Origin of the sequence: Gemmatimonas sp., assembly GCF_044376735.1 — a bacterium.
Taxonomy (GTDB): Bacteria; Gemmatimonadota; Gemmatimonadetes; order Gemmatimonadales; family Gemmatimonadaceae; genus Gemmatimonas.
On sequence record NZ_JBILKJ010000003.1, the window covers coordinates 53,140 to 74,906 of the forward strand.

At 66.7% G+C, this 21,767-nt stretch carries 17 protein-coding genes; 7 read left to right on the forward strand and 10 right to left on the reverse strand.

The window, feature by feature from the left end; translation table 11 throughout:
* Positions 1-88 precede the first annotated feature (88 nt).
* On the forward strand, positions 89-1,096 hold the full coding sequence (locus ACIRA7_RS01015; RefSeq protein ID WP_396218924.1) for a DUF1611 domain-containing protein: 1,008 nt from the start codon (positions 89-91) through the stop codon (positions 1,094-1,096).
* Between the two features lie 129 nt (positions 1,097-1,225).
* Here ACIRA7_RS01015 and ACIRA7_RS01020 read toward each other — a convergent pair whose 3' ends face one another.
* Positions 1,226-2,479, reverse strand: a complete 1,254-nt coding sequence (locus tag ACIRA7_RS01020; RefSeq protein WP_396218925.1) for an amidohydrolase family protein — start codon at positions 2,477-2,479, stop codon at positions 1,226-1,228.
* Between the two features lie 29 nt (positions 2,480-2,508).
* A complete protein-coding gene (locus ACIRA7_RS01025) occupies positions 2,509-4,854 on the reverse strand; it encodes a DUF2723 domain-containing protein (RefSeq protein ID WP_396218926.1) in 2,346 nt (781 codons plus the stop codon).
* Between the two features lie 132 nt (positions 4,855-4,986).
* On the opposite strand from ACIRA7_RS01025, the gene ACIRA7_RS01030 reads away from it, so the two are divergent.
* Together ACIRA7_RS01030 and ACIRA7_RS01035 are read left to right on the forward strand one after the other, a co-directional pair.
* Complete coding sequence (locus ACIRA7_RS01030) at positions 4,987-6,249, forward strand: aminotransferase class V-fold PLP-dependent enzyme (RefSeq protein ID WP_396218927.1); 1,263 nt, start codon at positions 4,987-4,989, stop codon at positions 6,247-6,249.
* A 9-nt stretch (positions 6,250-6,258) separates the two neighbouring features.
* Positions 6,259-6,804, forward strand: a complete 546-nt coding sequence (locus tag ACIRA7_RS01035; protein WP_396218928.1) for a paraquat-inducible protein A — start codon at positions 6,259-6,261, stop codon at positions 6,802-6,804.
* Here the strand turns inward: ACIRA7_RS01035 and ACIRA7_RS01040 are convergent.
* The 8 genes from ACIRA7_RS01040 to ACIRA7_RS01075 all read right to left on the reverse strand — a co-directional run bounded on the left by ACIRA7_RS01040 (position 6,758) and on the right by ACIRA7_RS01075 (position 15,978).
* The gene (locus ACIRA7_RS01040; RefSeq protein WP_396218929.1) at positions 6,758-7,237 is read right to left on the reverse strand and encodes a hypothetical protein; all 480 of its coding nucleotides are present in this window, start codon (positions 7,235-7,237) and stop codon (positions 6,758-6,760) included. The genes ACIRA7_RS01035 and ACIRA7_RS01040 overlap by 47 nt on opposite strands.
* Positions 7,238-7,269: 32 nt before the next feature.
* A complete protein-coding gene (locus tag ACIRA7_RS01045; RefSeq protein WP_396218930.1) occupies positions 7,270-8,226 on the reverse strand; it encodes an SGNH/GDSL hydrolase family protein in 957 nt (318 codons plus the stop codon).
* A gap of 87 nt (positions 8,227-8,313) precedes the next feature.
* Positions 8,314-9,855: a bifunctional phosphoribosylaminoimidazolecarboxamide formyltransferase/IMP cyclohydrolase gene (gene purH / locus ACIRA7_RS01050; protein ID WP_396218940.1), complete on the reverse strand. Its 1,542-nt coding sequence runs from the start codon at positions 9,853-9,855 to the stop codon at positions 8,314-8,316.
* A gap of 27 nt (positions 9,856-9,882) precedes the next feature.
* Positions 9,883-10,608 (reverse strand): phosphoribosylglycinamide formyltransferase, encoded by a 726-nt coding sequence (gene purN, locus ACIRA7_RS01055; protein WP_396218931.1) that lies wholly within the window; start codon positions 10,606-10,608, stop codon positions 9,883-9,885.
* 10 nt (positions 10,609-10,618) lie between these two features.
* The gene (locus ACIRA7_RS01060) at positions 10,619-11,224 is read right to left on the reverse strand and encodes a D-glycero-alpha-D-manno-heptose-1,7-bisphosphate 7-phosphatase (RefSeq protein WP_396218932.1); all 606 of its coding nucleotides are present in this window, start codon (positions 11,222-11,224) and stop codon (positions 10,619-10,621) included.
* Positions 11,224-12,579: an Ig-like domain-containing protein gene (locus tag ACIRA7_RS01065; RefSeq protein WP_396218933.1), complete on the reverse strand. Its 1,356-nt coding sequence runs from the start codon at positions 12,577-12,579 to the stop codon at positions 11,224-11,226. The genes ACIRA7_RS01060 and ACIRA7_RS01065 overlap by 1 nt, the downstream gene beginning before the upstream one ends.
* A complete protein-coding gene (locus tag ACIRA7_RS01070; protein WP_396218934.1) occupies positions 12,576-15,338 on the reverse strand; it encodes a valine--tRNA ligase in 2,763 nt (920 codons plus the stop codon). Before ACIRA7_RS01070 ends, ACIRA7_RS01065 begins: the two co-directional genes overlap by 4 nt.
* A 49-nt stretch (positions 15,339-15,387) precedes the next feature.
* Positions 15,388-15,978, reverse strand: a complete 591-nt coding sequence (locus ACIRA7_RS01075) for a BON domain-containing protein (RefSeq protein ID WP_396218935.1) — start codon at positions 15,976-15,978, stop codon at positions 15,388-15,390.
* 137 nt (positions 15,979-16,115) lie between these two features.
* Between ACIRA7_RS01075 and thrS the strand changes: the two genes are divergently transcribed.
* From thrS to ACIRA7_RS01095, 4 genes are all read left to right on the forward strand, one after another.
* The gene (gene thrS, locus ACIRA7_RS01080; RefSeq protein WP_396218936.1) at positions 16,116-18,137 is read left to right on the forward strand and encodes a threonine--tRNA ligase; all 2,022 of its coding nucleotides are present in this window, start codon (positions 16,116-16,118) and stop codon (positions 18,135-18,137) included.
* On the forward strand, positions 18,134-19,381 hold the full coding sequence (locus ACIRA7_RS01085; protein WP_396218937.1) for a diguanylate cyclase: 1,248 nt from the start codon (positions 18,134-18,136) through the stop codon (positions 19,379-19,381). Before thrS ends, ACIRA7_RS01085 begins: the two co-directional genes overlap by 4 nt.
* A 397-nt stretch (positions 19,382-19,778) precedes the next feature.
* Entirely contained in the window at positions 19,779-20,621 is an 843-nt protein-coding gene (locus ACIRA7_RS01090) for a creatininase family protein (RefSeq protein WP_396218938.1), read from the forward strand.
* A 123-nt stretch (positions 20,622-20,744) separates the two neighbouring features.
* The coding region (locus ACIRA7_RS01095) for an acetyl-CoA C-acyltransferase (RefSeq protein WP_396218939.1) at positions 20,745-21,767 on the forward strand (1,023 nt) is incomplete at its 3' end.

Consider the following 21,767-nt stretch of genomic DNA (forward strand, 5'->3'; position numbering starts at 1 on the left):
GCGTGCGTGATCGCGCACCATCGCGGTTTATGATAACGTTCGTCGCACATTGCACGCCCCGATCTCCATCGCCCGCGACTGCCTACTCATGCCCGAACTCCGTAAACCGTACCTCCTCTACCTCGGCGACTCCACGCACCCCACCGACGCCAAGACCGCCTGCGGTTTGCGCGACTGGTGTCCGGATGACGTGATCGGTGAATGGAGCCTCCCGCAGGCGACGGTGAGTGTGGGACTCACGCGCCTCTCACCCGCGGACGCCGCGGCCCGTGGCGCGGGTAGTCTGGTAATCGGCATCGCCTCGGTAGGCGGACGCGTGCCCGACGCTTGGCTCCCCGATCTGGAAGCGGCCATCGCCAGCGGGCTCGACATCGTGAGTGGCATGCACACCCGCCTGTCGTCGTTTCCGAGCCTCGTGGCGGCCGCTGAGCGGCACGGCGTGCGCCTCATGGACGTGCGGCACAGCGACGCCACGTTCCCCGCCGGTACCGGCGACAAGCGTACCGGCATGCGCGTGGCCACGGTGGGCACCGATTGCGCGCTCGGCAAGAAGTACACGGCGCTGGCGCTCACGAATGCGCTGCGGGCGCGGGGCGCCAAGGCCACCTTCCGCGCCACCGGGCAGACGGGCATCATGATTGCCGGCCAGGGCATCGCCATCGACGCGGTGGTGGCCGACTTCATTGCCGGCGCGGCTGAGATGCTGTCGCCCGACAACGCGCCCGATCACTGGGATGTGATCGAAGGGCAGGGCTCGTTGTTTCATCCGGCGTACGCGGGCGTGACGCTGGGGCTGCTGCACGGCTCGCAGCCCGATTGCATCGTGCTCTGCCACGACCCATCTCGGCTCACCATCGAGTACCGCCCACATCATCCCATTCCGCCGCTGGCCGACGCGGTGGCGCAGTACCTCACGGCCGCGCGCGTCACGAACAAGCACGTGCGCCTGGCGGGGGTGAGCATTAATTCGTCGTCGCTGTCTGATGAGGCGTGGTCTGAGTACGCGGCGCGGGTGTCGGCCGAACTTGGCGTGCCCGTGTGCGATCCGATGCGCGGCGGGCTCGATGCGATCGCGGCATCGGTGTTGTCGGGATGAATCGCTGAACCGAAAACGCAGAGTCGCAGAGAGCGCAGAGGCGCAGAGAAGACATTTTTGTTCTCTGCGCCTCTGCGCTCTCGGCGAACTCCGCGTGATCAGTTCCTACGACCCAGCCGAACGCACCCCTTACTTCGGCCACCCCGGAATCTGAATCGCCGGCATGATGCGCAGCGCGTTCTGGTAGTACACCTTCTTCAGCACCACGTCCGGCAAATCGATGCCGTACAGCTTCCAGAACGCGTGATAGTCGCGGTAGTAGTCGAAGTAGTCGTCACGCGTTTCGAACACACGCCAGTAGTACGGATACTCTTCCGGCTGGAACGAGTCCTTGCCGAACAGCAGACGGTCCTGGTACTTCACGAAGAAGTCGTGTGCGCTGCGCGGCTGACGGCCGATGTCGTACAGCACCGCGCCCACTTCGGCGAGCACGTTCGGCATCTTGTCGAACATGCGTCCCAACCGACCAAGATCGTTGGCGTGCCATCCCAAGTGCGCGGCCACGAACGTCGTCTTCGGATGACGCAGGAACAGGCTGTCGCGCTCGGCCATGAGCTGGTTGAAGCTCGGATAGCGGTCCTGCGGATACAGCCGCTCGGGGAAGAGCGTGAGCTCGAGCCACCGCTCGTTAGTGTTGTCGACGTTGCGGAAGAACTCCTGCGGATCGGCCGTGTGAATGAACACCGGCAGCTTGAGCCGCGCCGCCGCCTCCCAGATGGGATCGAGGTCGGGGTCGTTCAACCGGAGGCGCGTGCCATCGGCCTTCTTCGTGCTCAATCCGAAACCCTTGCCGATTTCCCCGATACCGACCGCGCCACCTTTCACGTCGGCTTCGAGTTGGGCCACCGCCTTTGCCGCCCACCCCGGACCCACGCCATTCAGGTTGATGCCGGTGAGCAGTCGCACGCGATCCTTCATCGTGGGCGAGCCGTTCACCAACTCCATGGTGCGGGTGAGCCGGTCGCCACTCACGTTGTCAGCGGCGATCATCAGCCGCACGTTCACCGAGTCCATCGAGGCCCCCAGTCGCGCGATACCGTCGGCGTTGCCGAGCAGCCCCGACGGATGGCCGTGGAAGTCCACCACCGGATACTTCGCCCTCCACTTCATCCCCGCAGCGGGCACGATCAGCGTGGACTTGGGGCGATAGTCCACGATGCTCGGCGGTGGTGAGGCCGGCGCGAGGCAGTTGTTCGGACGGATCTCCGTCATGCCGGCGGGGCACTCTTCGCCGGGCTTGACCTGCGTGCCGCCCCGGAAGCCGGCGGGGGGACGCGGCGGTTGCGTGGCCGGCGGCTGCTGTGCCGACAGCATCGATGGCGACAGGGATGTCGCCACCGATACGCCAAGGGACAGACCAAGCAGGAAGCGCGAGCGACGCACGGGGCAAACTCCGAGGATAGATGGGCGGCCTACTTCGAGTCGGGCTTCGGAGTCGGCACCAGCAGCTGCTGCTGCGGACCGACGTCGGCACCCGGCGCAATCGGCAGGGCCGGCTGTCGATCGAACCCGAACACCTGCGCCCGGCGCATGGCCGTCGCGATGCCCTTCGACTGCTGGTAGACCGAATCGGACAACGCGGTCTGGCCTGTCTGCGCCAGTGCTTCGGCCAGCGTGACGCCGCTGATCACGTACAGATCAGGGATGCCGACCGACGCGTCGTCCACCCAACCCTTGCGGGCGGCCAGCGACTTCGTGGCCGTGAACACCTTGGTCCATAGGTCGTACGAGCGCTTCACGTCCACCATGCCTTCACCCTGAATGAGCACGGTGTCGCGTCCCGGGATGATCTGCTGGCCCACGAGCTTCTTCGCCATACCCTGCGTGAGCACGTACCGCTCGAGACCGAGTTCATACGGATATCCACCGGCCGTGCGGCTGAAGTAGATCGGCCGATCGGGGTAGGTATCGCGGATCATGAAGTACACCAGCTGATCGGCGCGCATGAGCTGCGGTGAACGCGGCGCGGCAATGATGTCGCCCTTCTGGAATGCCGCATTCGGCGGCGTCTGAATGGCGAGCGGCAGCGCATCGGCTTCGTCGAAGGTCATCTTCACCGGCGGACCAACCGGCTTCTTCCACTGCTGGCTGCGGTAGATCTCCGGACCCTTGGCCGCGTCGTACTCGTAGACCGGGCGACGGATCATCTGTCGCGTGTACCAGTCGGTGTTCATCAGCGACGTGTTGGCCACGATGACGTCCTTGCGGATGCCCTCGACTTCCTGCGCATACCACAGCGGGAAGGTGTCGTTGTCGCCGACCGTGATCAGGATGCCGTACGGCTCGACCGAGTTGAGCAGATCGCGCGCGAAGTCGGTGGTGTCGGTCTGGTTGTTGCGCGAGGCCTGCTGCCAGTTACCGAACAGCGGGATGAACGCGACGGCCAGCAGTGGCGACGCCATCAGGAAGCTGCGCGTGCGCGGCTCCACCACCGTATCGCGGCCCAGCTTCACTTCATCGGCGCCGAACAGGGTGGCTACCGTTTCCCACAGATACACGAGCCCCAGCGCCGCCCACACGCTGAGCGCCGAGAAGCTCCACAGGTAGAAGTAGTCGCGATCGCGCACTTCACGTGGTACGGAGTCGCCAAGCTCGAGCGCCTGACTGTGGCCGTACTTGAAATTCAGGTAGAAGATCAGCCCAAAGGTCATCGTGCCGATGAGCGGGCCGAAGAACCAGAAGCTGCGCCGATCCTTCTTGAAGTGCATCCAGCCCCCGAGGATGCACAGAATGAAGTAGAACACCGCGAGCCCGTTCTGCAGCCCGGGGTTCTCCTGGTAGGCGTCGCGCAACCACTGCCACTTGAAGTACAGCCAGTACATGCCGACCTGCGCGGTCAGCGGCGCCTGACGCTCACCGAGCTCCGGCTTGCCGTACTGGCCACGATTGAAGTTGTACATGAACCGGTCGTACGTGAGCGCCGAGAAGGTGCAGTCGGCTTTGAGTTCGGTCACGCAGCCCGTGGGTTCGCCTTCATTGATCGCGGGGAAATGCGCGGCGCGAATCGGCTGCGTGGCGAACGGCGTCATGCCGAACACCAGCGCGGCGCCGCAGGCCACGAGCAGCTTCCAGCGCAGAATCGACGACGGCCGACGGATGAGGACCGCGAGACCGACCGCCGGCGCGGCCAGCATGCCGGCCATGTGGTTGGCGTAGCCCAGGCCCAGCAGGTACGCGACAAGAACGAGTAGACGGTCGGCCACGGGGCCTTCCGGATCATCACACCAGCGCACCGTGAGCCAGCAGATGATCGCGAGGCCCACCAGCGACACCGTGTACACCTTCTCGTTCACCACCGATTGATTCCAGACCGTGAAGGCCGTGGCGCCGATCAGGGCGGCCAGCGCACCGCCAGCGATGCGCTGCCAGCGACGCGGCATCCATTGCACGAGCACGCGCTCGGTGATCAGGAACCACAGTCCGGCTGACACCGCGCTCGACAGCGCCGCCAGCACGTTGATGCGCATGGCGACGGTGGGCGCGATGGGAAGGATCGCGAAGACGCGTCCGATCAACACGAAGAACGGATTGCCTGGCGGATGCGGAATACCGAGGACGTACGCGGCCGCGATATACTCGCTGGTGTCCCACATGGACGTCGTCGGGGCCAGCGTGACGAGGTACAGGAGAAACACGACGAGGCCGGCGATGGCGGCGGCCACGTACGACGGGCGGTAATCAAGCTCGGCCGCGCCGGCACTCATGGCGGCGGCTGGCCGGGCGGCGGCAGTCGCGGTAGCGGTGGCTGCGACGGTCATGGACGGGACGGAAGGTGGGGCGGCTGCGGACCGGGGGCGGCCGAAGCTGACACAATCAGGTAAGTTCGCAGGCAGCGACGGGGGGCACAACTGCTTCCCGCCCGGTCCGGCCTCTTCAATTTCCCTTGACGCATGGACAAGCGAGAATTTCTCCGTTCCGTGGGCGGCGCGCTGGGTGGCGCCACCCTGGGCGCGTTATTCACTCCGGCCCAGCTGCTGGCGTTCTCCCGCCTGCCAGTGGATGAGCTTGCCGGTCGAGCCGATTTCTGGGACGTACTGCGGGCCAAGTACCTGGTGCCCGCCGACTACATCCATTTGGAGCACGGCTACTACTCCATGCAGTCCCAGCCGGTCCTGGAGCGCTTCATCAGCCACGTGCGGGCCGTGAACGCCCAAAGCTCTCGTTACATGCGCACGGTGCAGGGCGCCAACAAGGCGCGCGTGCAGGCCCGCCTGGCGGCGCTGGCGGGGTGCGCACCCGAGGAGCTGATCATCACCCGCAACACCACCGAGTCGCTCGACACGGTCATCTCGGGCTTCGACTGGAAGGCCGGCGACGAGGCGGTGATGGCGGTGCACGACTACGGTGCGATGCTCGATCAGTTCGCGCTGATGGGCCGCCGCTGGGGCGTCGTGAACCGGACCGTCACCGTGCCCCTCGATCCGCGCAGCGACGACGAGATCGTGCAGGTGTACGCCAATGCCATCACACCGCGCACACGCTTGCTGATGGTGTGTCATATGATCAACATCACCGGCCACGTGCTGCCGGTGAAGAAGATCTGTGACATGGCGCACGCGCGCGGTGTGCCGGTGATGGTCGACGGCGCGCACGCCTTCGCGCAACTCGACTTCCGCATCCCCGATCTGGGGTGCGACTACTACGGTGCCAGCCTGCACAAATGGCTCGGCACGCCGCTCGGGGCCGGCCTGCTGTATGTGCGTCGCGACGCCATCCAGAAGCTGTGGCCGATCTACGGCGACGAAGGACAGCCCGCCACCAGCATCACCAAGCTCAACCATACTGGCACGCATCCGGTGCATACCGATCTCGCCATCGAAGACGCGATTGTGTTTCACGAGGAGATCGGCATCCAGCGCAAGGAAGCCCGCCTGCGTTGGCTGCAACAGTACTGGACCACGAAGGTGCGCGGCGTGCCGCGCGTGCGGCTGTTCACGCCGGGTGATCCGGCGCGTACCGGCGCCATCGCCAATGTGGGGATCGACGGCATGCAGCCCGGCGATCTCGCCACGGCGTTGATGGACCGCTTCAAGATCTTCACGGTCGCGATCGACACCGCCGGGGTCACCGGCGTGCGTGTCACACCACAGCTCTTCACCACCACCGCCGAACTGGATGCCTTCGTTCGTGCGATCACTCAGCTCGCGGCGTAGCGCATACTCATGACGACACGCAATAAAGTCGCGATCGTGTTGGCCCTGGTGTCGCTCGCGCTGCTGTGGCCCGGGCTCGTGCAGCCGGTGCTCACTATTCGCGCCACCATGGAGCTGTTCGGCAACACGCGCGAGCTCTCCAACGAGACGCGCAGTGTGATCAGTGCGATTCAGAGCCTGCACAACACGGGCAACAACTTCGTGGCCGGACTGATCGTGCTCTTCAGTGTGCTCGTGCCGGTGCTCAAGGCGGCCTTGCTGGTGCCGATTTTCGCGCTGCGGGGCACAGCGACGTCGTATCGGCTCTACGGCGTGGTGCAGGCGATGAGCAAGTGGTCGATGGCTGACGTGTTTGCGGTCGGCATGCTCATCGCGCTGCTGGTCGGGAAGGGCACCGCCAATCTGTCGGCGGTGGCCGGCACCGGCTTCTATTGCTTCGCCGCGTACTGCCTGGTATCGAACGCGGCGTTTCAGGCGCTCAAGATCGAGCCGCCCGTGGCGGCCACGCCTACTTCTTCGGCACCGACTTTGAGTCCTTTCTCGGCGCGATCCTGAACTTGGCGATGGGCTGCTTGTCCATGTTGACCATGCCCTCGATGCTGCCGTCGGCGCCAAACGTGCCGTCGTGCTCCAGCAGCCTGCCTTCCGGCGCTGTCACCCGGAAGCGCACCTGCTTGCCGGTGAGCACCACGTTCGAAATCGGCCCCGTGCCTTGACCGGGCACCATCGCTTGGCCCGAGATCGTGGTGCCTGATTGCGTGAACGTGTAGAGCACGGGCACCACGATCACGCTGTCCGGGAGCGGTACGGTGGCGGTACCCGTCCATCCCCCAATGAGCGCGACTCCCGCGGAAACGGGGGTTGCGCGATTGTTTTTGGGCTTGGACTGCGCGGCGAGCGGCGCGGCGACCATCGGCCGTGCCGCACTCAGAAGCACGAGCAGCGCGACACCCACGACGGCTGGTCCGGCGGTGACACGGGTTGGCATCACGCGACGCTCAATCGACACGGTGGTGCGACTCAGCGCGGGGAGATGCCGGCATCAAGCACCTCAACGGCGCGCTGGAACACCAACCGTCCGGCCGCAGCTGTCGGGTGGAATCCGTCCCAGAAGAAGAAGCTGTCCGGGGTGGAGCAGACCGCGGCTGGCGCTGTGGTCAGGCAGGGCAGCGTGACATTCGCGAACCCCAAACCAGTGGGGTTGGCAATGACCGCCGCATGCAGGGCGCCGGCGTCGAGCACGTAGAGGTTGAGCGACGGCATCGAGGCGCGAAGCGCCGCCAACTGGCCAGTGAGCCCGGCATTGAACTGCGCGGAAAGCTGCGTGGCGCCCGCCGAGGCCGCAGCACCTTGCGAGCGCACCAGCGGCGTCTGACCAATATTGACGCTATTCACCAGCAGAACGTTTTGCGCGCCGTTGGCGTACAAGCGGCCGATCATGTTCACGGTGTTCAGCACGGCGCCGCCGATGATAGTGGCCGGGGCCTGCGGGTTGGTGAACGACTGCGTGAGCGCATCGTTGATGTCGTTGCCCACCGTGGCCACGTTCAGCACGAAGAGGACCTTGGCACGCGAGCTGGTCGTGCTCTTGGCGAGATACTCCTCAACCTGCTGCACCATGCTCGGCACGCCCTGCGTGGTACCCGCGATGGGTCCCGTGCGCGCCCCGGAGTACGCATAGTTCGTTCCGCCGGTGCGCGACGGGGTGACGGTGGTGCCGTACTTCGCGGCCATCAACTCCACCCACAACGGGCCGTTGGAGACTCGCCCATTGAAGTACGGTGCCGGCGGGCAGCTGGCCGGACTCAGGTTGCACACGTTGCCGGTGTCATCAAGGCTCGCGCCGAACACCACGGTGGCGCTGAAGCGGGGCGCGGTCACCGCGCTGGTGGGAGCGTCGTCGGCGCAGCCGGCCAACAGGAGGAGGCCGGTGGCGGCGAAAAGAACGCGGAACGTGGAGCGGGGAGCGCGCATCATGGGGCCTAGAAGAGACGCAAGAGAGAGACGCGGGGTGTGCCGCGTCGTGCGAATGACAGCTGAACGGAACGACGAGCGCCGGGGTTCCTAGTGGCGGAACAGGCGCTCGCCGGTGAACACCATCGCGATGCCATGTTCATCGGCGGCCGCAATGACCTCCGCGTCGCGCACCGATCCGCCGGGCTGCACGATCGCCTTTACCCCAGCCGCCGCGGCCTGATCGATGCCGTCGCGGAACGGGAAGAACGCGTCGGAGCCCAGCGCGGCGCCGTCGGTGACGTGCCCAACCGTCGTGGCCTTGTGCACGGCCAGGAAGCTGGCGTCCACGCGGGACATCTGCCCCGCGCCAATGCCGATCGTGGCGCCGTCGTGCACCAGGACGATGGCGTTGGACTTCACGCTCGCCACCGACTTCCACGCGAAGTGGAGGTCCACCATTTCTTCGCTGGTGGGCTGACGCTTGGTCACCACGTTCCACTGGGCCGGCGCCATCGGCGCCGGCGCACGATCCTGCACCAGCAGGCCGCCGCGCACGCGCTTGTAGTCCATGCCGCCCTGCGGCCAGGTGGCCCGCCCTTCGAGGACCCGCAGGTTCTTCTTGCGGCCAAGAATCTCGACCGCTTCATCGGAGAACGAGGGCGCCACGATGCACTCCACGAACAAGCTGGAGATCGCTTCCGCCGCGGCGACGTCGACCGGCACCGTGAAGGCAATCACGCTGCCGAACGCGGACACGGGATCGCAGGCCAACGCCTTCTTGTACGCGGAGAGTGCGTCGATGCCCGTGGCCACACCGCACGGCGTGGTGTGCTTGATGATCGCGCACGCCGGCTGATCAGCGAACGGCTCGATGGCGAGCAGTGCGCCCTCGAGATCGAGCAGGTTGTTGAACGAGAGTTCCTTGCCGCCCTTCTGCACCAACGCCCCGAGGCCAGCGCCCGGCTTCTCCACGTAGAACGCCGCGCGCTGCTGCGGGTTCTCGCCATAGCGCAGCGCCTGCTGTTTCTCGAAGGCGACCGGGTAGCGGTCGGGGAACGGCTCGCTGCGCTGCTGCGCAAACCACTGGGCAATCGCCGCGTCGTAGCTGCTCGTGTGCGCGTACACCTTCTCCGCCAGCAACGTACGGAAGGCGAGGTCGTCGCCGCCCGCCTGCACGATCTCGAGCACCTGCGCATAGTCGGTGGGGTCAACGATGACCCAGACCGACGCAAAGTTCTTCGCCGCTGAGCGCAGCATCGAGGGGCCACCGATGTCGATGTTCTCGATCACTTCGTCCGGGTGCACGTTCGGCTTGGCCGCCGTTTCGCGAAACGGATACAGGTTCACGACCACGAGATCGATGGTGCCGATGTCGTGCGCCTTGATGGCGTCCATGTGCTCGGGCAGGTCGCGTCGCGCCAGCAGGCCGCCGTGAATCACGGGGTGCAGCGTCTTCACGCGTCCGTCGAGCATCTCCGGGAAGCCGGTGATCTCACTGACATCCTTCACGGCGAGACCGGCTTCCCGCAGGACCTTGGCCGTTCCGCCGGTGGACACCAGCTCATAGCCCTGCTGAGCGAGGCCGGTGGCAAAGGGCACAAGACCGGACTTGTCGGAGACGGAAAGCAACGCGCGCATGGTAGGGATCAGGAGAAGGAGAAGGTCAACGGGAGGTGTTCAGCGCGGAAAGAGTCGCGCGACGTCGGTGTCGAAGGCCGCCGATGGACCGGCCGCATCCTCGGTCAAGGCAAAACGCCAGTCAGGCGCTTGCATCGACACGGGGATCTCGAGGTGGCCGTGCACCCGGCCGTCCTCGCCGAGCACGATCGCCCCCGCGGCCACGGCGGCGACACACAGCGGCAACAGACGATGCTCGGCGCGCAGGACACGCGCCGCCAACCGCGTCGCATCGTCGCCGGGGAGTACGGGCACGGGCCATTGCGCGATGATCGGTCCGCGGTCGAAGTGCTCGTCGACGAAATGCACGGTGACGCCAGTAACCGTGGCCCCATGATCGAGGACGGCCTGATGGATCCGCATGCCATACATGCCTGGGCCGCCGAACGACGGCAGGAGGGCGGGATGTACGTTCAGCAGTCGGCCGCGGAACGCACGCACGACGTCGGCCGGCACCAACTTCAGGTAGCCCGCCAGCACCAGCACATCGGTTTTCGCCGTCTCGAGGAGCGAGAGGATGGCATCGCCATCGAGCGGGGCGTCGACCACGCCGGTGGCGATGCCGGCGGCGCGGGCACGATCGAGGGCACCAGCCGATTCGCGGTCGGATGCCACGAAGGTAATGACACCCGCGGCGGTGGCCGGACCTGCAAAGTGGTCGATCAGCGCCTGCAGGTTGGACCCGCCCCCCGAGGCGAGCACGCAAATTCGCGCGGATGACATCATGGCGCCCAACCTACTGCACTCCCGTCGGCGGCTGCAGGGGCGTGCGGGCGCTGATCAGCGCGAGCGCGATCGACACCGCGTCCAGGATGTTCTCCGCCATGAAGATGCGGGCGGAGAGCGCCGAGCGCGCGTCTTCCACGTCGGCCGAGGGCGTTTCGATGCCGGGTACCAGAATGCCGATGCCGCCGGTCGCGAGCGCCGGCTGCACATCCCGCCACCGATCGCCGATATAGGCGCTGTGCGTCAGGTCGAGCTGATAGGCGGCGGCCGCCTCGCGGTACATGCCGAGGCCGGGTTTGCGGCACTCGCAGGGTTCTTTCGGATGTCCCCAATGTGGACAGTGGTAGGTGGCGAGCACCGCCGCGCCCCCCGCGCCGAGCAGCGTGTTGGTCTGGTCGCGCACCGCTTCGTACTGGGCCTGCGTGATCAGCCCGCGGGCGATCCCCGATTGATTCGTGACCACCACCACCGGCACCTGCGCCGCGTTCGCCTTGGCGACGGCGGCCGCAGCGCCGGACAGCAACTGCACCCGACTGGCATCGGCGAGGTAGTGCGCGTCCGCGATGAGTGTACCGTCGCGATCGAGGAAGAGCGCGGGAACCGTGGACTGCTCCATCACCGCCGACCGAGCGTATCGCGTCGGGCGGCGGTCGTATCGCGTCGCACCGCTGGAGCCTCTTTGCGAGTGGCCGCGCTGTCGACTTTGGGGGCCTTCGGTGTGCTGAATGTCCGACTCGGCGATCGCATCGTCCCCGACAAGCTGCGAATGCTCTGCACTACGAGGCGAAATTGGGTCTGCGGCGTCAGTAGCGAGTCGAAGGAGACGAAGACTTCGGTGAAGACGGCGGGTCGCCGCATCTTCGGCGGTGGGGTGGTGTCGATTGGCCCAAGGGTGCGCCCCTGGCGAGCCGCCGCCACCCGGCGGGCCTCGCGGGCAGCGCGCGCCGCCCGCTCGACCGCGGATACGCTGTCGGCCCGCCGTACGCGGGCGAGCGAGTCGGTACGAGCGCGTAGCGCCGGAGTTGAGTCCTGCCGTGCGGCCACGCGCGCGATGGAATCACGTTTGGCCGCGGCCACCAGCGAATCTGCCAGCGCACGCTGCGCGGGCGTTCGGATCAGGCGGATGCGGACGGCCGAGGAATCCGGCCGCCTGACCACGATCGATCCCGGGTCGAACACGTGGGTGGGGGAATATGGCTTGTCGAAGGTGACTTTGATTCCACCGCCGCTGTCGACGAGCGACACGTCGGCGATGCGAAGGCCGACGGTATCGTGAGCGAACGCGTACAGTTCGGCCGAGGCGGCCTGCGTCAGCGTCACGCTCACTGTATCCCAAATCTCCAATGGGTCGAGCGAGCGGTTGCCGTTGCGGTCGTCGTACGCCCGAAGCGTGTATGGTCCGGGTGGGGCATAGCGCAGATCGAAGCGTCCCGCCGAGTCGCTCACGACTTGATACGTCGTGCTGTCGGTCGCGATCGCTTCGACGACGGCGCTGGTCATGCCCCTGGCTTCACGCCAATCGAACGCCACCCCCGTGATACTGGTGCTCGGAATGGCGCCACCGGTGCTGAACACCAGCTGGATGGTGCTATCGATCCCATTGCTTCGCAGATCCTGCAGGCCGCGCTTGATGACTACCGAATACACGGTGTTCGGCTTCCACCCCTTCGACGGACGGATCTCGATCTTCGAACGGCCCCAGCTGACCTTCGGTACCCCGCTCTTGGGGCTGATGAACACCAGATCGGCGATGTCCTTTGCCCCCTTCGGCGTTTCGCTGATGACTTCGTCGAACTGCAGCACCACCGCCTTCGGTTTGGCGCCCACCGCGTTGTTCTGCGGCGTCACGCGTACGACCAGCGGTGGCGCCAGATCCGGTGGGCCACCCGGCGGCAGCGACTGATTCGCACAGGCCGACACCAAGAGCAGCGCGGCCGTTCGCATCAGGACGGCCTTCATGGCGGTCGTCACGCGCCGAAGGTCCCGAGCTTGGCGCGCATCAGTGCACATCGCGCGCGCCATTCCTCGGCTTTGGCGCGTTCCGTCTCCACGAGGGCCGGCGGTGCCTTCGCCACGAACTTCTCGTTGGCCAGACGGCCGTCCAGTGCGTTCAGCTGCGTCTCGAGCTGCGTGAGTTCCCCCTGCAGGCGCTGCTTCTCCTTCTCGAGATCGACCATGCCGGCCAGCGGCACGATCAGTTCCACGCCGTCCCGCAGCAACAGTTGCGCCGACGCGCCTCCAGGGTTCTCCGACGCCATCGCCACCCGCGCGCGCGCCAGCGAGCCAATCGTGTCGCGCTGCGCGTCCAGCACCTCGGCGATCCCCGCCGGCGCCACGAACATCGCGTCCACCCACGCGCCCGGATTCACGTTGTACTCCGAACGCACGCTGCGGATCGCCTGCACGGCATCGCGGGCATACTCGAAGGCCTGAGCCTCGGCCGAGGCCGCCCCCTCGCCGCGGCGCGCGACCGGCCACGCGGCCTGCGCCAGGAAGGCGCCCGGCGGCGTGGTGGGCAACTGCTGCCAGAGCGCTTCCGTGATGAACGGCACCACCGGCTGCAGCAACCGCAGGGCGCCGTCGAAAGCGTGCGCGAGCACCGTCCGCGCCACCTCGCGATCCTCGCCCTCGGTGGCGTACAGACGCGGCTTGAGCGCTTCGAGATACCAGTCGGCCAGCTCGTTCCACACGAACCGGCGCGCCGCCTCGGCGTACTCCGACAACCGCAGCCCGCGACCGCGTTCGGCCTCGGTCCACGTGTGCCCATTGGCCGGACGCGGCGGCCCCAGCGCGGCGTCACAATCGAGAATGGCCTGGTCGAGACGGTCGAGAATCCACTGATCGGCGGCCGTGAGTCGCTCCGGCGCAATCGACGACAGCGGCTGGAGCGGCTCGGTGCCCACACGCGAGAGCAGGAAGCGGCCGATGTTCCAGAGCTTCGTGCAGAAGTTGCGCCCGGGGGCGAACGACTTCTCGAGATCGGTGGGGTCGAGCATCACATCGACGCCGAGACCGAGGCCGGCCGTCATCGTCCAGCGCAGGGCATCGGCGCCGTATAGCTTCACGACGTCGAGCGGATCGATGCCGTTGCCCAACGACTTCGACATCTTCTTGTGCTGCATGTCGCGCACCGTGCCATGCAGATACACGGTGTGGAACGGCGTTTGGTCGAGGAACCAGCACCCCGACATCACCATGCGCGACACCCAGAAGAACAGAATCTCCGGGGCGGTGACCAGCACATCGCCCGGATAGAACGCCTTGAGGTCGGGCGTCTCATCGGGCCAGCCGAGGGTCGAGAAGGGCCACAACCACGACGAAAACCACGTGTCGAGTACGTCTTCGTCCTGACGCACCGTGCCATGGCACGACGGACATGTGGTCACATCGGTGCGCGACACGATCGGTTCCTGCGCGCAGGCCGTGTTGTCGCAGTACCACACGGGCACGCGATGGCCCCACCAGATCTGGCGCGAGATGTTCCAGTCGCGGATGCCCTCCAGCCAGTTCACGTACACGGCTTCCCAACGGTCGGGCAGAATGCGCAGCTGCCCGCCGCGCAACACGTCGAGCGCCTTGTCGGCGAGCGGGCGCATGCGCACGAACCACTGGTCGGACAGGCGCGGCTCGACCACGGTGTCGCAACGGTAGCAGTGACGCACCGCGTGGGCGTGGGGCTCGACCTTTACGAGCGCACCCGCCGCCTCGAGCATGGCGACGATGGCGGTGCGGGCCTCCGCACGATCCAGCCCCGACAACGCGGCCGGCACACGGCCGGCGGCGTCTTCCACTTCACGCACAAGGCCCTCGGCATCGATGACGACCGGCATGGCCAGGTGGTGGCGCTTGCCCACCTCGAAGTCGTTGGCGTCGTGCGCGGGGGTGATCTTCACGGCACCGGTGCCAAACGCCGCGTCGGTGTACGTATCGGCGATGATCGGAATGCGCACGCCGTTGATCGGCAGTACCACATCCTGGCCGATCATCGCGAGATAGCGTTCGTCCTCCGGGTTCACGGCGACCGCCACGTCGCCGAGCATCGTTTCCGGGCGCGTGGTGGCCACGGTAATCGACTGCGTCGGGTCGTCGGCGAGTGTGTACTTCAGGTGGTACAGTTTGCCCGTCGTGTCCGTGAACTCCGCCTCTTCATCCGACAGCGAGGTGCCGCAGCGCGGGCACCAGTGGATGACGCGATGGCCTTTGTACACGAGGCCGTCTTCGTGCAGGCGCACGAACGCTTCGCGTACCGACTTCGAGAGCGCGGGGGAGAACGTGTACGCGGTGCGCGACCAGTCGGCGCTCGATCCGATCGCCTTGAGTTGATTCAGGATCTCGCCGCCGGTGTGCTCCACGAACTCGGCCACCTTCTCCACGAACGGCCCGCGGCCCACGTCGAAGCGCGTCTGGCCGGTGGCAGCGAGCTGCTTCTCCACGACGTTCTGTGTGGCGATGCCGGCGTGGTCGGTGCCCGGCAGCCAGAGCGCTTCATCGCCCGCCATACGGCGCCAGCGGATGAGCACGTCTTGCACCGTGTTGTTGAGGCCATGCCCCATGTGCAGCACCGCCGTCACATTGGGCGGCGGAATCACAATGACGAACGGCTCGCGCGTGGCGGCGCGTTCGGCATTGGCGGTGAACACCCCGTGCTCGGTCCACTTGGCGTACCAGGTGGACTCAGTAGCGGCAGCGTCGTAGGTCGTCGGCAGCGGATTCGTGTCGGGCGCGGTCATGGCCCAAGATAACACGGGTGAGCCAGTGACTGGCCCACCCGTCGGGACCTTACCGCCGATGCAGCGTCTCGTGCTGCGCCGTGCGATGGCTCTGGGTCGCACCGGGCCCGCGGACCGCCAGATGGTCGACCACCGTGCTCACGTCGGGAATACCTCGGGCGAGGGTGAGCGCGTGGGCGATCTCCGCCGTGCTCTCCACCCAGCCGGTGAGTTCGATCGTGCCCGCGCCCACGGCGCCGATGTCGATGGCGCGGGCCGCCAGGACCGGATCGTTCCGGAACGCCGCGAGGACGCGCGATTCAAGCGCCTCGTGGGTGGGCACCGACGGGCCCATCGGCGACGCGGTGGCGTCGGCCCGCGGTGGGCGTGCACCATCGACGGCGGCGATTGGCTCGCCAACGAGTGCCGCCTCATCGTCGGCGAGCTCGTCCACGGTCTCGTCGAGGCGATCGTCGGTACGCCAGCCGTCAGGATCGGGCTCTCGATGGCGGCCACGTCCGCCACGGCGCCGGCGTCCATCTCCACGGCCCAGGCGGTCGGCCACCAGCATGCCAAGGGCGATGCCCGCCACCGCGCCAAGCGCCACCAACAGCACCGACGAAGCCCGGGTCGGACGCTGAATGAATCGGGACCGTGCCATGATGCCACCTCCGTGACCCGACGCCAGCCGGCCACGATCGCGAAGCGGATCGGGGGTGAACTTGGCGTGACTCCTTGTGCAAGGATAACTTGACCGTCCTCGCTCAGCGAGGGCGTTCACCTTTCTGCCCGCTTCTGATGACTGCCGGTACGCAAACTGCTGCTGACGCTGCTGCCCATGCGCACATCGTCCTGACACTCCCCGATGGTTCCACTCGCGAGGTCCCGCCCGGGACGCTGGCTCGCGATGTCGTGGGTTCGATCGGGGCGCGCCTGCTGCAGGCGTCGTTGGCGGTCGCGGTCGATGGAGAGGTGTTGGACCTCATGACCCCGTTGCGGGCATCGGGTTCCTTCGTGGTCATCACGGAAAAGGACCCACGCGCGGTGCAGGTGCTGCGCCACTCCGGTGCGCATATCCTGGCCACCGCCGTGCGCCGCTTGCGCCCCGATGCCAAGATCGGGTTCGGTCCGGCCATCGACGACGGCTTCTACTACGACTTCGAAGTCGAGAAGCCGTTCACGCCTGACGATCTCGCCGCCTTCGAAGCCGAGATGAAAAAGGTCGTAGCCGAGAAGTATCCGTTCGTGCGCGAAGAAGTGTCGCTGAGCGAGGCGCGCGTGCGCTTCGCCGACGATCCGCTCAAGCTCGAGCGCCTCGACGATTTCGAGGGCAGCGACGAAGTCATCAGCACCTACACCGACGGCCCGTTTATCGACCTGTGCCGCGGACCGCACGTGCCGGATACGTCGTACCTCAAGCATTTCAAGCTACTCACCACGGCCGGTGCCTACTGGCGCGGTGATGTGAAGCGGCAGATGCTGCAGCGCATCTACGCCACGGCCTTCTTCAAGAAGGACGAGCTCGAGCAGCACCTGCACAATCTCGAAGAAGCCAAGAAGCGCGACCATCGGGTGCTCGGCAAGGCGCTCGACCTGTTTCAACTGTTCCCCGTCGCGCCCGGCGCCGTGTTCTGGACGCCCAAGGGTACCATGTTGTACAACACGCTCGAAGCCTTCGTGCGCGAGCGTCAGCAGGAGGCGTTCAAGGAAATCAAGACGCCGCTGCTGTATAACAAGGCGCTGTGGGAGCAGTCGGGACATTGGGGCAAGTACAAGGAGAACATGTTCCTCGTGCTCGACAGCGAGACCGGCGAACACGACATGTCGCTCAAGCCGATGAACTGCCCGTCGCACCATTTGTACTTCGCGTCGAGCAAGCATTCGTATCGCGATCTGCCCATGCGCTACGTCACGTTCGACGTGCTGCACCGTAACGAGCTCTCGGGTGCGCTGTCGGGGCTCACGCGCGTGCGGCAGTTCGCGCAGGACGATTGCCACGTGTATCTGCGTGAAGATCAGATCGCCGACGAAGTGAAGTTCCTCATGGACTTCATCCTCGGCTACTACGATACATTCGGCCTCACCGCCAAGCTCAAGTTCGCCACGCGACCGGAGCAGCGCATCGGATCTGACGAGCTGTGGGATCGGGCCGAAGCCGCGCTGCGGGCCGCGCTCGAGAGCACGGGGCGTCCGTACGAGATGAAGGAAGGGGACGGCGCGTTCTACGGCCCGAAGATCGACTTCGACGTCATGGACAGCATCGGTCGCGCCTGGCAGCTCGGTACGATCCAGCTCGACTACAACGCGCCGGAGCGGTTCGACCTCACGTACACCGGCGACGACAACGCGCCGCACCGTCCGGTGGTGATCCACCGCGCCGTGAGCGGGTCGTTCGAGCGGTTCATCGCCATCCTGATCGAGCACTTCGCGGGCGTCTTCCCGGTGTGGCTGTCGCCCGAGCAGGTGCGCGTGATCCCCATCGCGATCGATTACAACGAGCACGCGGAAGCGCTGGTGGCCCGCATGAAGGCCGCCGGCATCCGCGCCACGCTCGATGCGCGCAACGAAACGCTCAACTACCGCGTGCGCGAAGGCGAAGTGGAGAAGGTGCCATATATGTGCGTAATCGGCCGCCGTGAGGCCGACGAGAACACGGTCGCGCTGCGGTCGCGCGGTGCGGGCAAGAAACAGGACATCATGTCGTCCGACGCCTTCATCGCCCGCGTGTTGCACGAGATCGCCGATCGCACGCTGGCGATCCCGGCCGATGTGGTGGCGGCGGCGACGGACGCCGCGGGGCAGCCGGAGGCGACCACGTGACCCCCGAGGCGCTGCTCGACCTGTTCGTGCTGGCGCCGGTCGGCCTCGTGGAGGTGGACGAAGACGGAAGGGTCGAAGTCGCCAATCTGGCGGCGCGTACCCTGCTCACACCGTTCACACGCGCGGGCTCGCTCGATGATCTGTTCGTGGCGTTGGGCGCCGTGGCGCCCGATCTCGCGGCGCGCGTGCGTGGTTTCGACGCGCCACGCGGTGTGATCGTCGACGCGCTCGAACTGCTCGCTCCCGGCGAGCAGCGCGGGGTGCATCTCGCCCTGGTGAAGGTGGCGCCGGGCCGTATCGTCGCCGTCGTTAATGACGCGGGCGCCTTGGCCACCACGCGCGGACAGTTGTCGGACGCCGATCAGCGACGGCGTGCCATCGAAGGGGCCGTGCGGGACCACGCGATCTTCACCGTCAATGCCGACGGCGTGATCGACTCGTGGAGTGATGCGGCGGAGCGCGTCCATCAGTGGCCCGCGGCCGCGGTGCTGGGACAGTCGATGACGCTGCTGCTGCCCTCGGACAGCGGTGGTGATGCGTTCGTACTGGACACACTCGCGCTGGCGGCGCGCAACGGCTGGTGCGAACAGGAGGGCAATCGGCAGCGCCAGGACGGATCGCTGTTCTGGGCGAGCACCGTCGTCACGGCGCTCCGGGCCACTGACGGCGCCGCCATCGGGTTCTCCGTGGTCTCGCACGATGTCTCGGAGCGTCGCCGGTTCGAGGAGAGTCTGCGCGAGGATGCCTCGAGCACCACCGACTACCTCACGGGAGTCTCCGCCCGTCGGGCGTTCTTCGACGTGGCCACCTCCGAAGTGGCCCGCGCCCGTCGCTACGGACAGCCGCTTACCATGCTGCTGGTCGATCCCGACCACTTCCGCGAACTCCACGAGCAGCACGGAGAGGCGTTCGGCAACGAATGGCTGCGGGCGATCGCCTGGGTCTGCCGGCAGGAGTCGCGCACCACCGACGTGGTCGGGCGTGTGGGTGGGGAAGCATTCGCGGTGCTGCTGCCCAGTACGGAAATCTCGGGCGGTCTGGTGCTGGCCGAGCGCATCCGTGAGCGCATGCAGCGTCATGCGTTCAGCGGCGCCGTGCAGGGCGTGCGCTGCACGCTCTCGGTCGGCGTCGCCGAGGTGACCGACTCGGTCAGCAGCGTCGACGGCCTGCTCACGGCCACGGGCACCGCGGTCCAGCGCGCCCAGCAAGCCGGCATGAACCTCGTGGTCGGCTACGACGACTGATCGCTCGCTGTTTTTTGCGTTGAGACGGCGCTGAAACTGCGCTGGGGTGGCGCTCGGTCGGGACGGGTGGATCCCTTTCGCCGCGTTCTGCGGCGGGTTGGCCGCGCGCCTGTCGCTACGCTCCGGCGCCGGCCCCTCCTTCGCAGAGGCGGCTGCAGGGACCACCCGTCCCGACCGGCTGATACAAGGCGGGGGGCGCCGGTGTCGGCGGCGACCGCGAGAAATCTGTGTCGTGCCTCGCACTCGACGCGGGCAACAACGCCGGTCAGTGCGCGACTCCCCAAACCCGACCCGCAGGCCGGCCGCAGGTCCCCCTCTCGCGCACGCAGCAATCCCGGGTCCGCCGGCGTAGCATGGAGGTAGGCCCCTGCCGTACTCTCCTCCGCTGACACCCCTCATGATCCGTCGCGTCACTCTGGCCGCGCTTTGCGCCGCCGCCCTGATCACGCCGGCCGCCGCCCAGGCGCAGCCGCGCACGCCGCTCGTGGAATTCGAGATGATGACGTGGCCTGAGGTGAAGGATGCGCTCGCCGCGGGGAAGACGACGGCGCTGTTCTACACCGGCGGCACGGAGCAGCGTGGACCGCAGAACGTGAACGGCGGCCACAACCTCATGGGGCGCGTCATCGTGCGCACCATCGCCGAAAAGCTCGGGAACGCCATCGCGATGCCGGTGCTGCCGTACACGCCGAACAACGCGAGTGCCGCGCTGCCAGGTACGATCGGACTCACCCCCGAACTGCTGAAGGGGATCCTCGAGCGCCTCAGCGAACAGTCCATCGCCACCGGCTTCAAGACCGTCGTGTTGATGGGCGATCACGGCGGTGGCCAGCCGAACGTCTATGCCGACGTGGCCAAGTCGCTCAGCGAGAAGTACGCCGCGCAGGGCATCAAGGTGCTGTACTGCGATGCCGTGTACTCCACCGCCAACGCCGACTTCGACGCGTACCTGAAGGCCAACGGTTTCCCGGCCAGTTCGCACGCCGGTATCCCTGACACGTCGACGATGCTGTATCTCGGTGACGGGACCTGGGTACGACTCGATCAGCTCCCCAACGCCGTCGGCGATCCGGTGCCGACCGGCCCGCGCGGTGCGGCGCCCGACCCGAACGCCCCGCCGAGGAAGAACAACGGCATCACCGGCGACGCCCGGAAAGCCAGTAAGGAGCTGGGGAAGAAGTTGTTCGAGATGAAGGTCGAGTATGCCGTGAAGCAGATACAAGGGATGACCGGCCGCTAGGTTGGGACGAAGCGAAATCGGTGAAATCAGGGGGCTCCACGGCTCCGGATTTCGCCGATTTCGCTGTGCGATCGGTTATCTTGAGGGGCTGCCTCTGCACGTTCCCGCCACTCCTTGTCATCCATGAGCGACCTAACTCGCCAGCCTGTCATCGTGGGTGCCGCGCGCACTCCCATCGGGCGGTATCTCGGGGGCCTCTCGCCCCTTTCTGCGCCGGAGCTTGGCGCCATTGCGATCCGTGCCGCGCTCCAGCGCAGCGGCGTTGCGCCCGACGCGGTGCAGGAAGTCATCATGGGCCACGTGCTGCAGGGCGGCACGGGCCAAGCGCCCGGACGACAGGCCATGCTCAAGGCGGGAGTGCCCGCCACGGCGTCGGCCCTCACGATCAATAAGGTGTGCGGCTCCGGCCTCAAGGCCGTGATGCTTGCCGCCCAGGCCATCAAGGCCGGTGACGCGCAGGTGATCGTGGCCGGCGGTCAGGAAAGCATGAGCAACGCCCCGCACTATGTGTTCGGCATGCGTGGTGGTGTAAAGCTGGGCGACCAGACGATGGTCGACGGCATGATCAAGGACGGATTGTGGTGCTCCACCTGCAACGTGCACATGGGGGCGCACGCCGAGTACACCGCCACCAAGGCCGGCGTCACGCGGGCGCAGCAGGACGCCTTCGCCGCGGGCTCGCATGCGAAGGCCGTCGCCGCTCAGCAGGCGGGCAAGTTCACGGCGGAAATCGTGCCGGTGGAGATCCCCGGCCGGAAGGGGCCGACCATCATCGCGGTCGACGAAAGCCCGCGCGCCGACACCACCGAAACCTCGCTGGCCGGCTTGCGGCCGGCGTTCCCGGGCAAGGGTGACAACAGCAACCTCACTGTCACCGCCGGCAATGCGTCGTCGTTGAACGATGGGGCGGCCGCGGTGGTCGTCACGTCGGAAGCGTACGCGCGCGAGCATGGCCTCACGATTCTGGCCCGCATCACCGCCTATGCCACCGGCGCCGGCGAGCCGCAGGAGCTGTTCTTCGCGCCCATCACGGCGGTAAAGAACCTCATGGCGAAGGCCGGCACCACCATCGCCGACTACGACCTCATCGAAGCCAACGAAGCGTTCGCGTCGCAGGCACTCGCCGATGGGCTCGGCCTGTCGTGG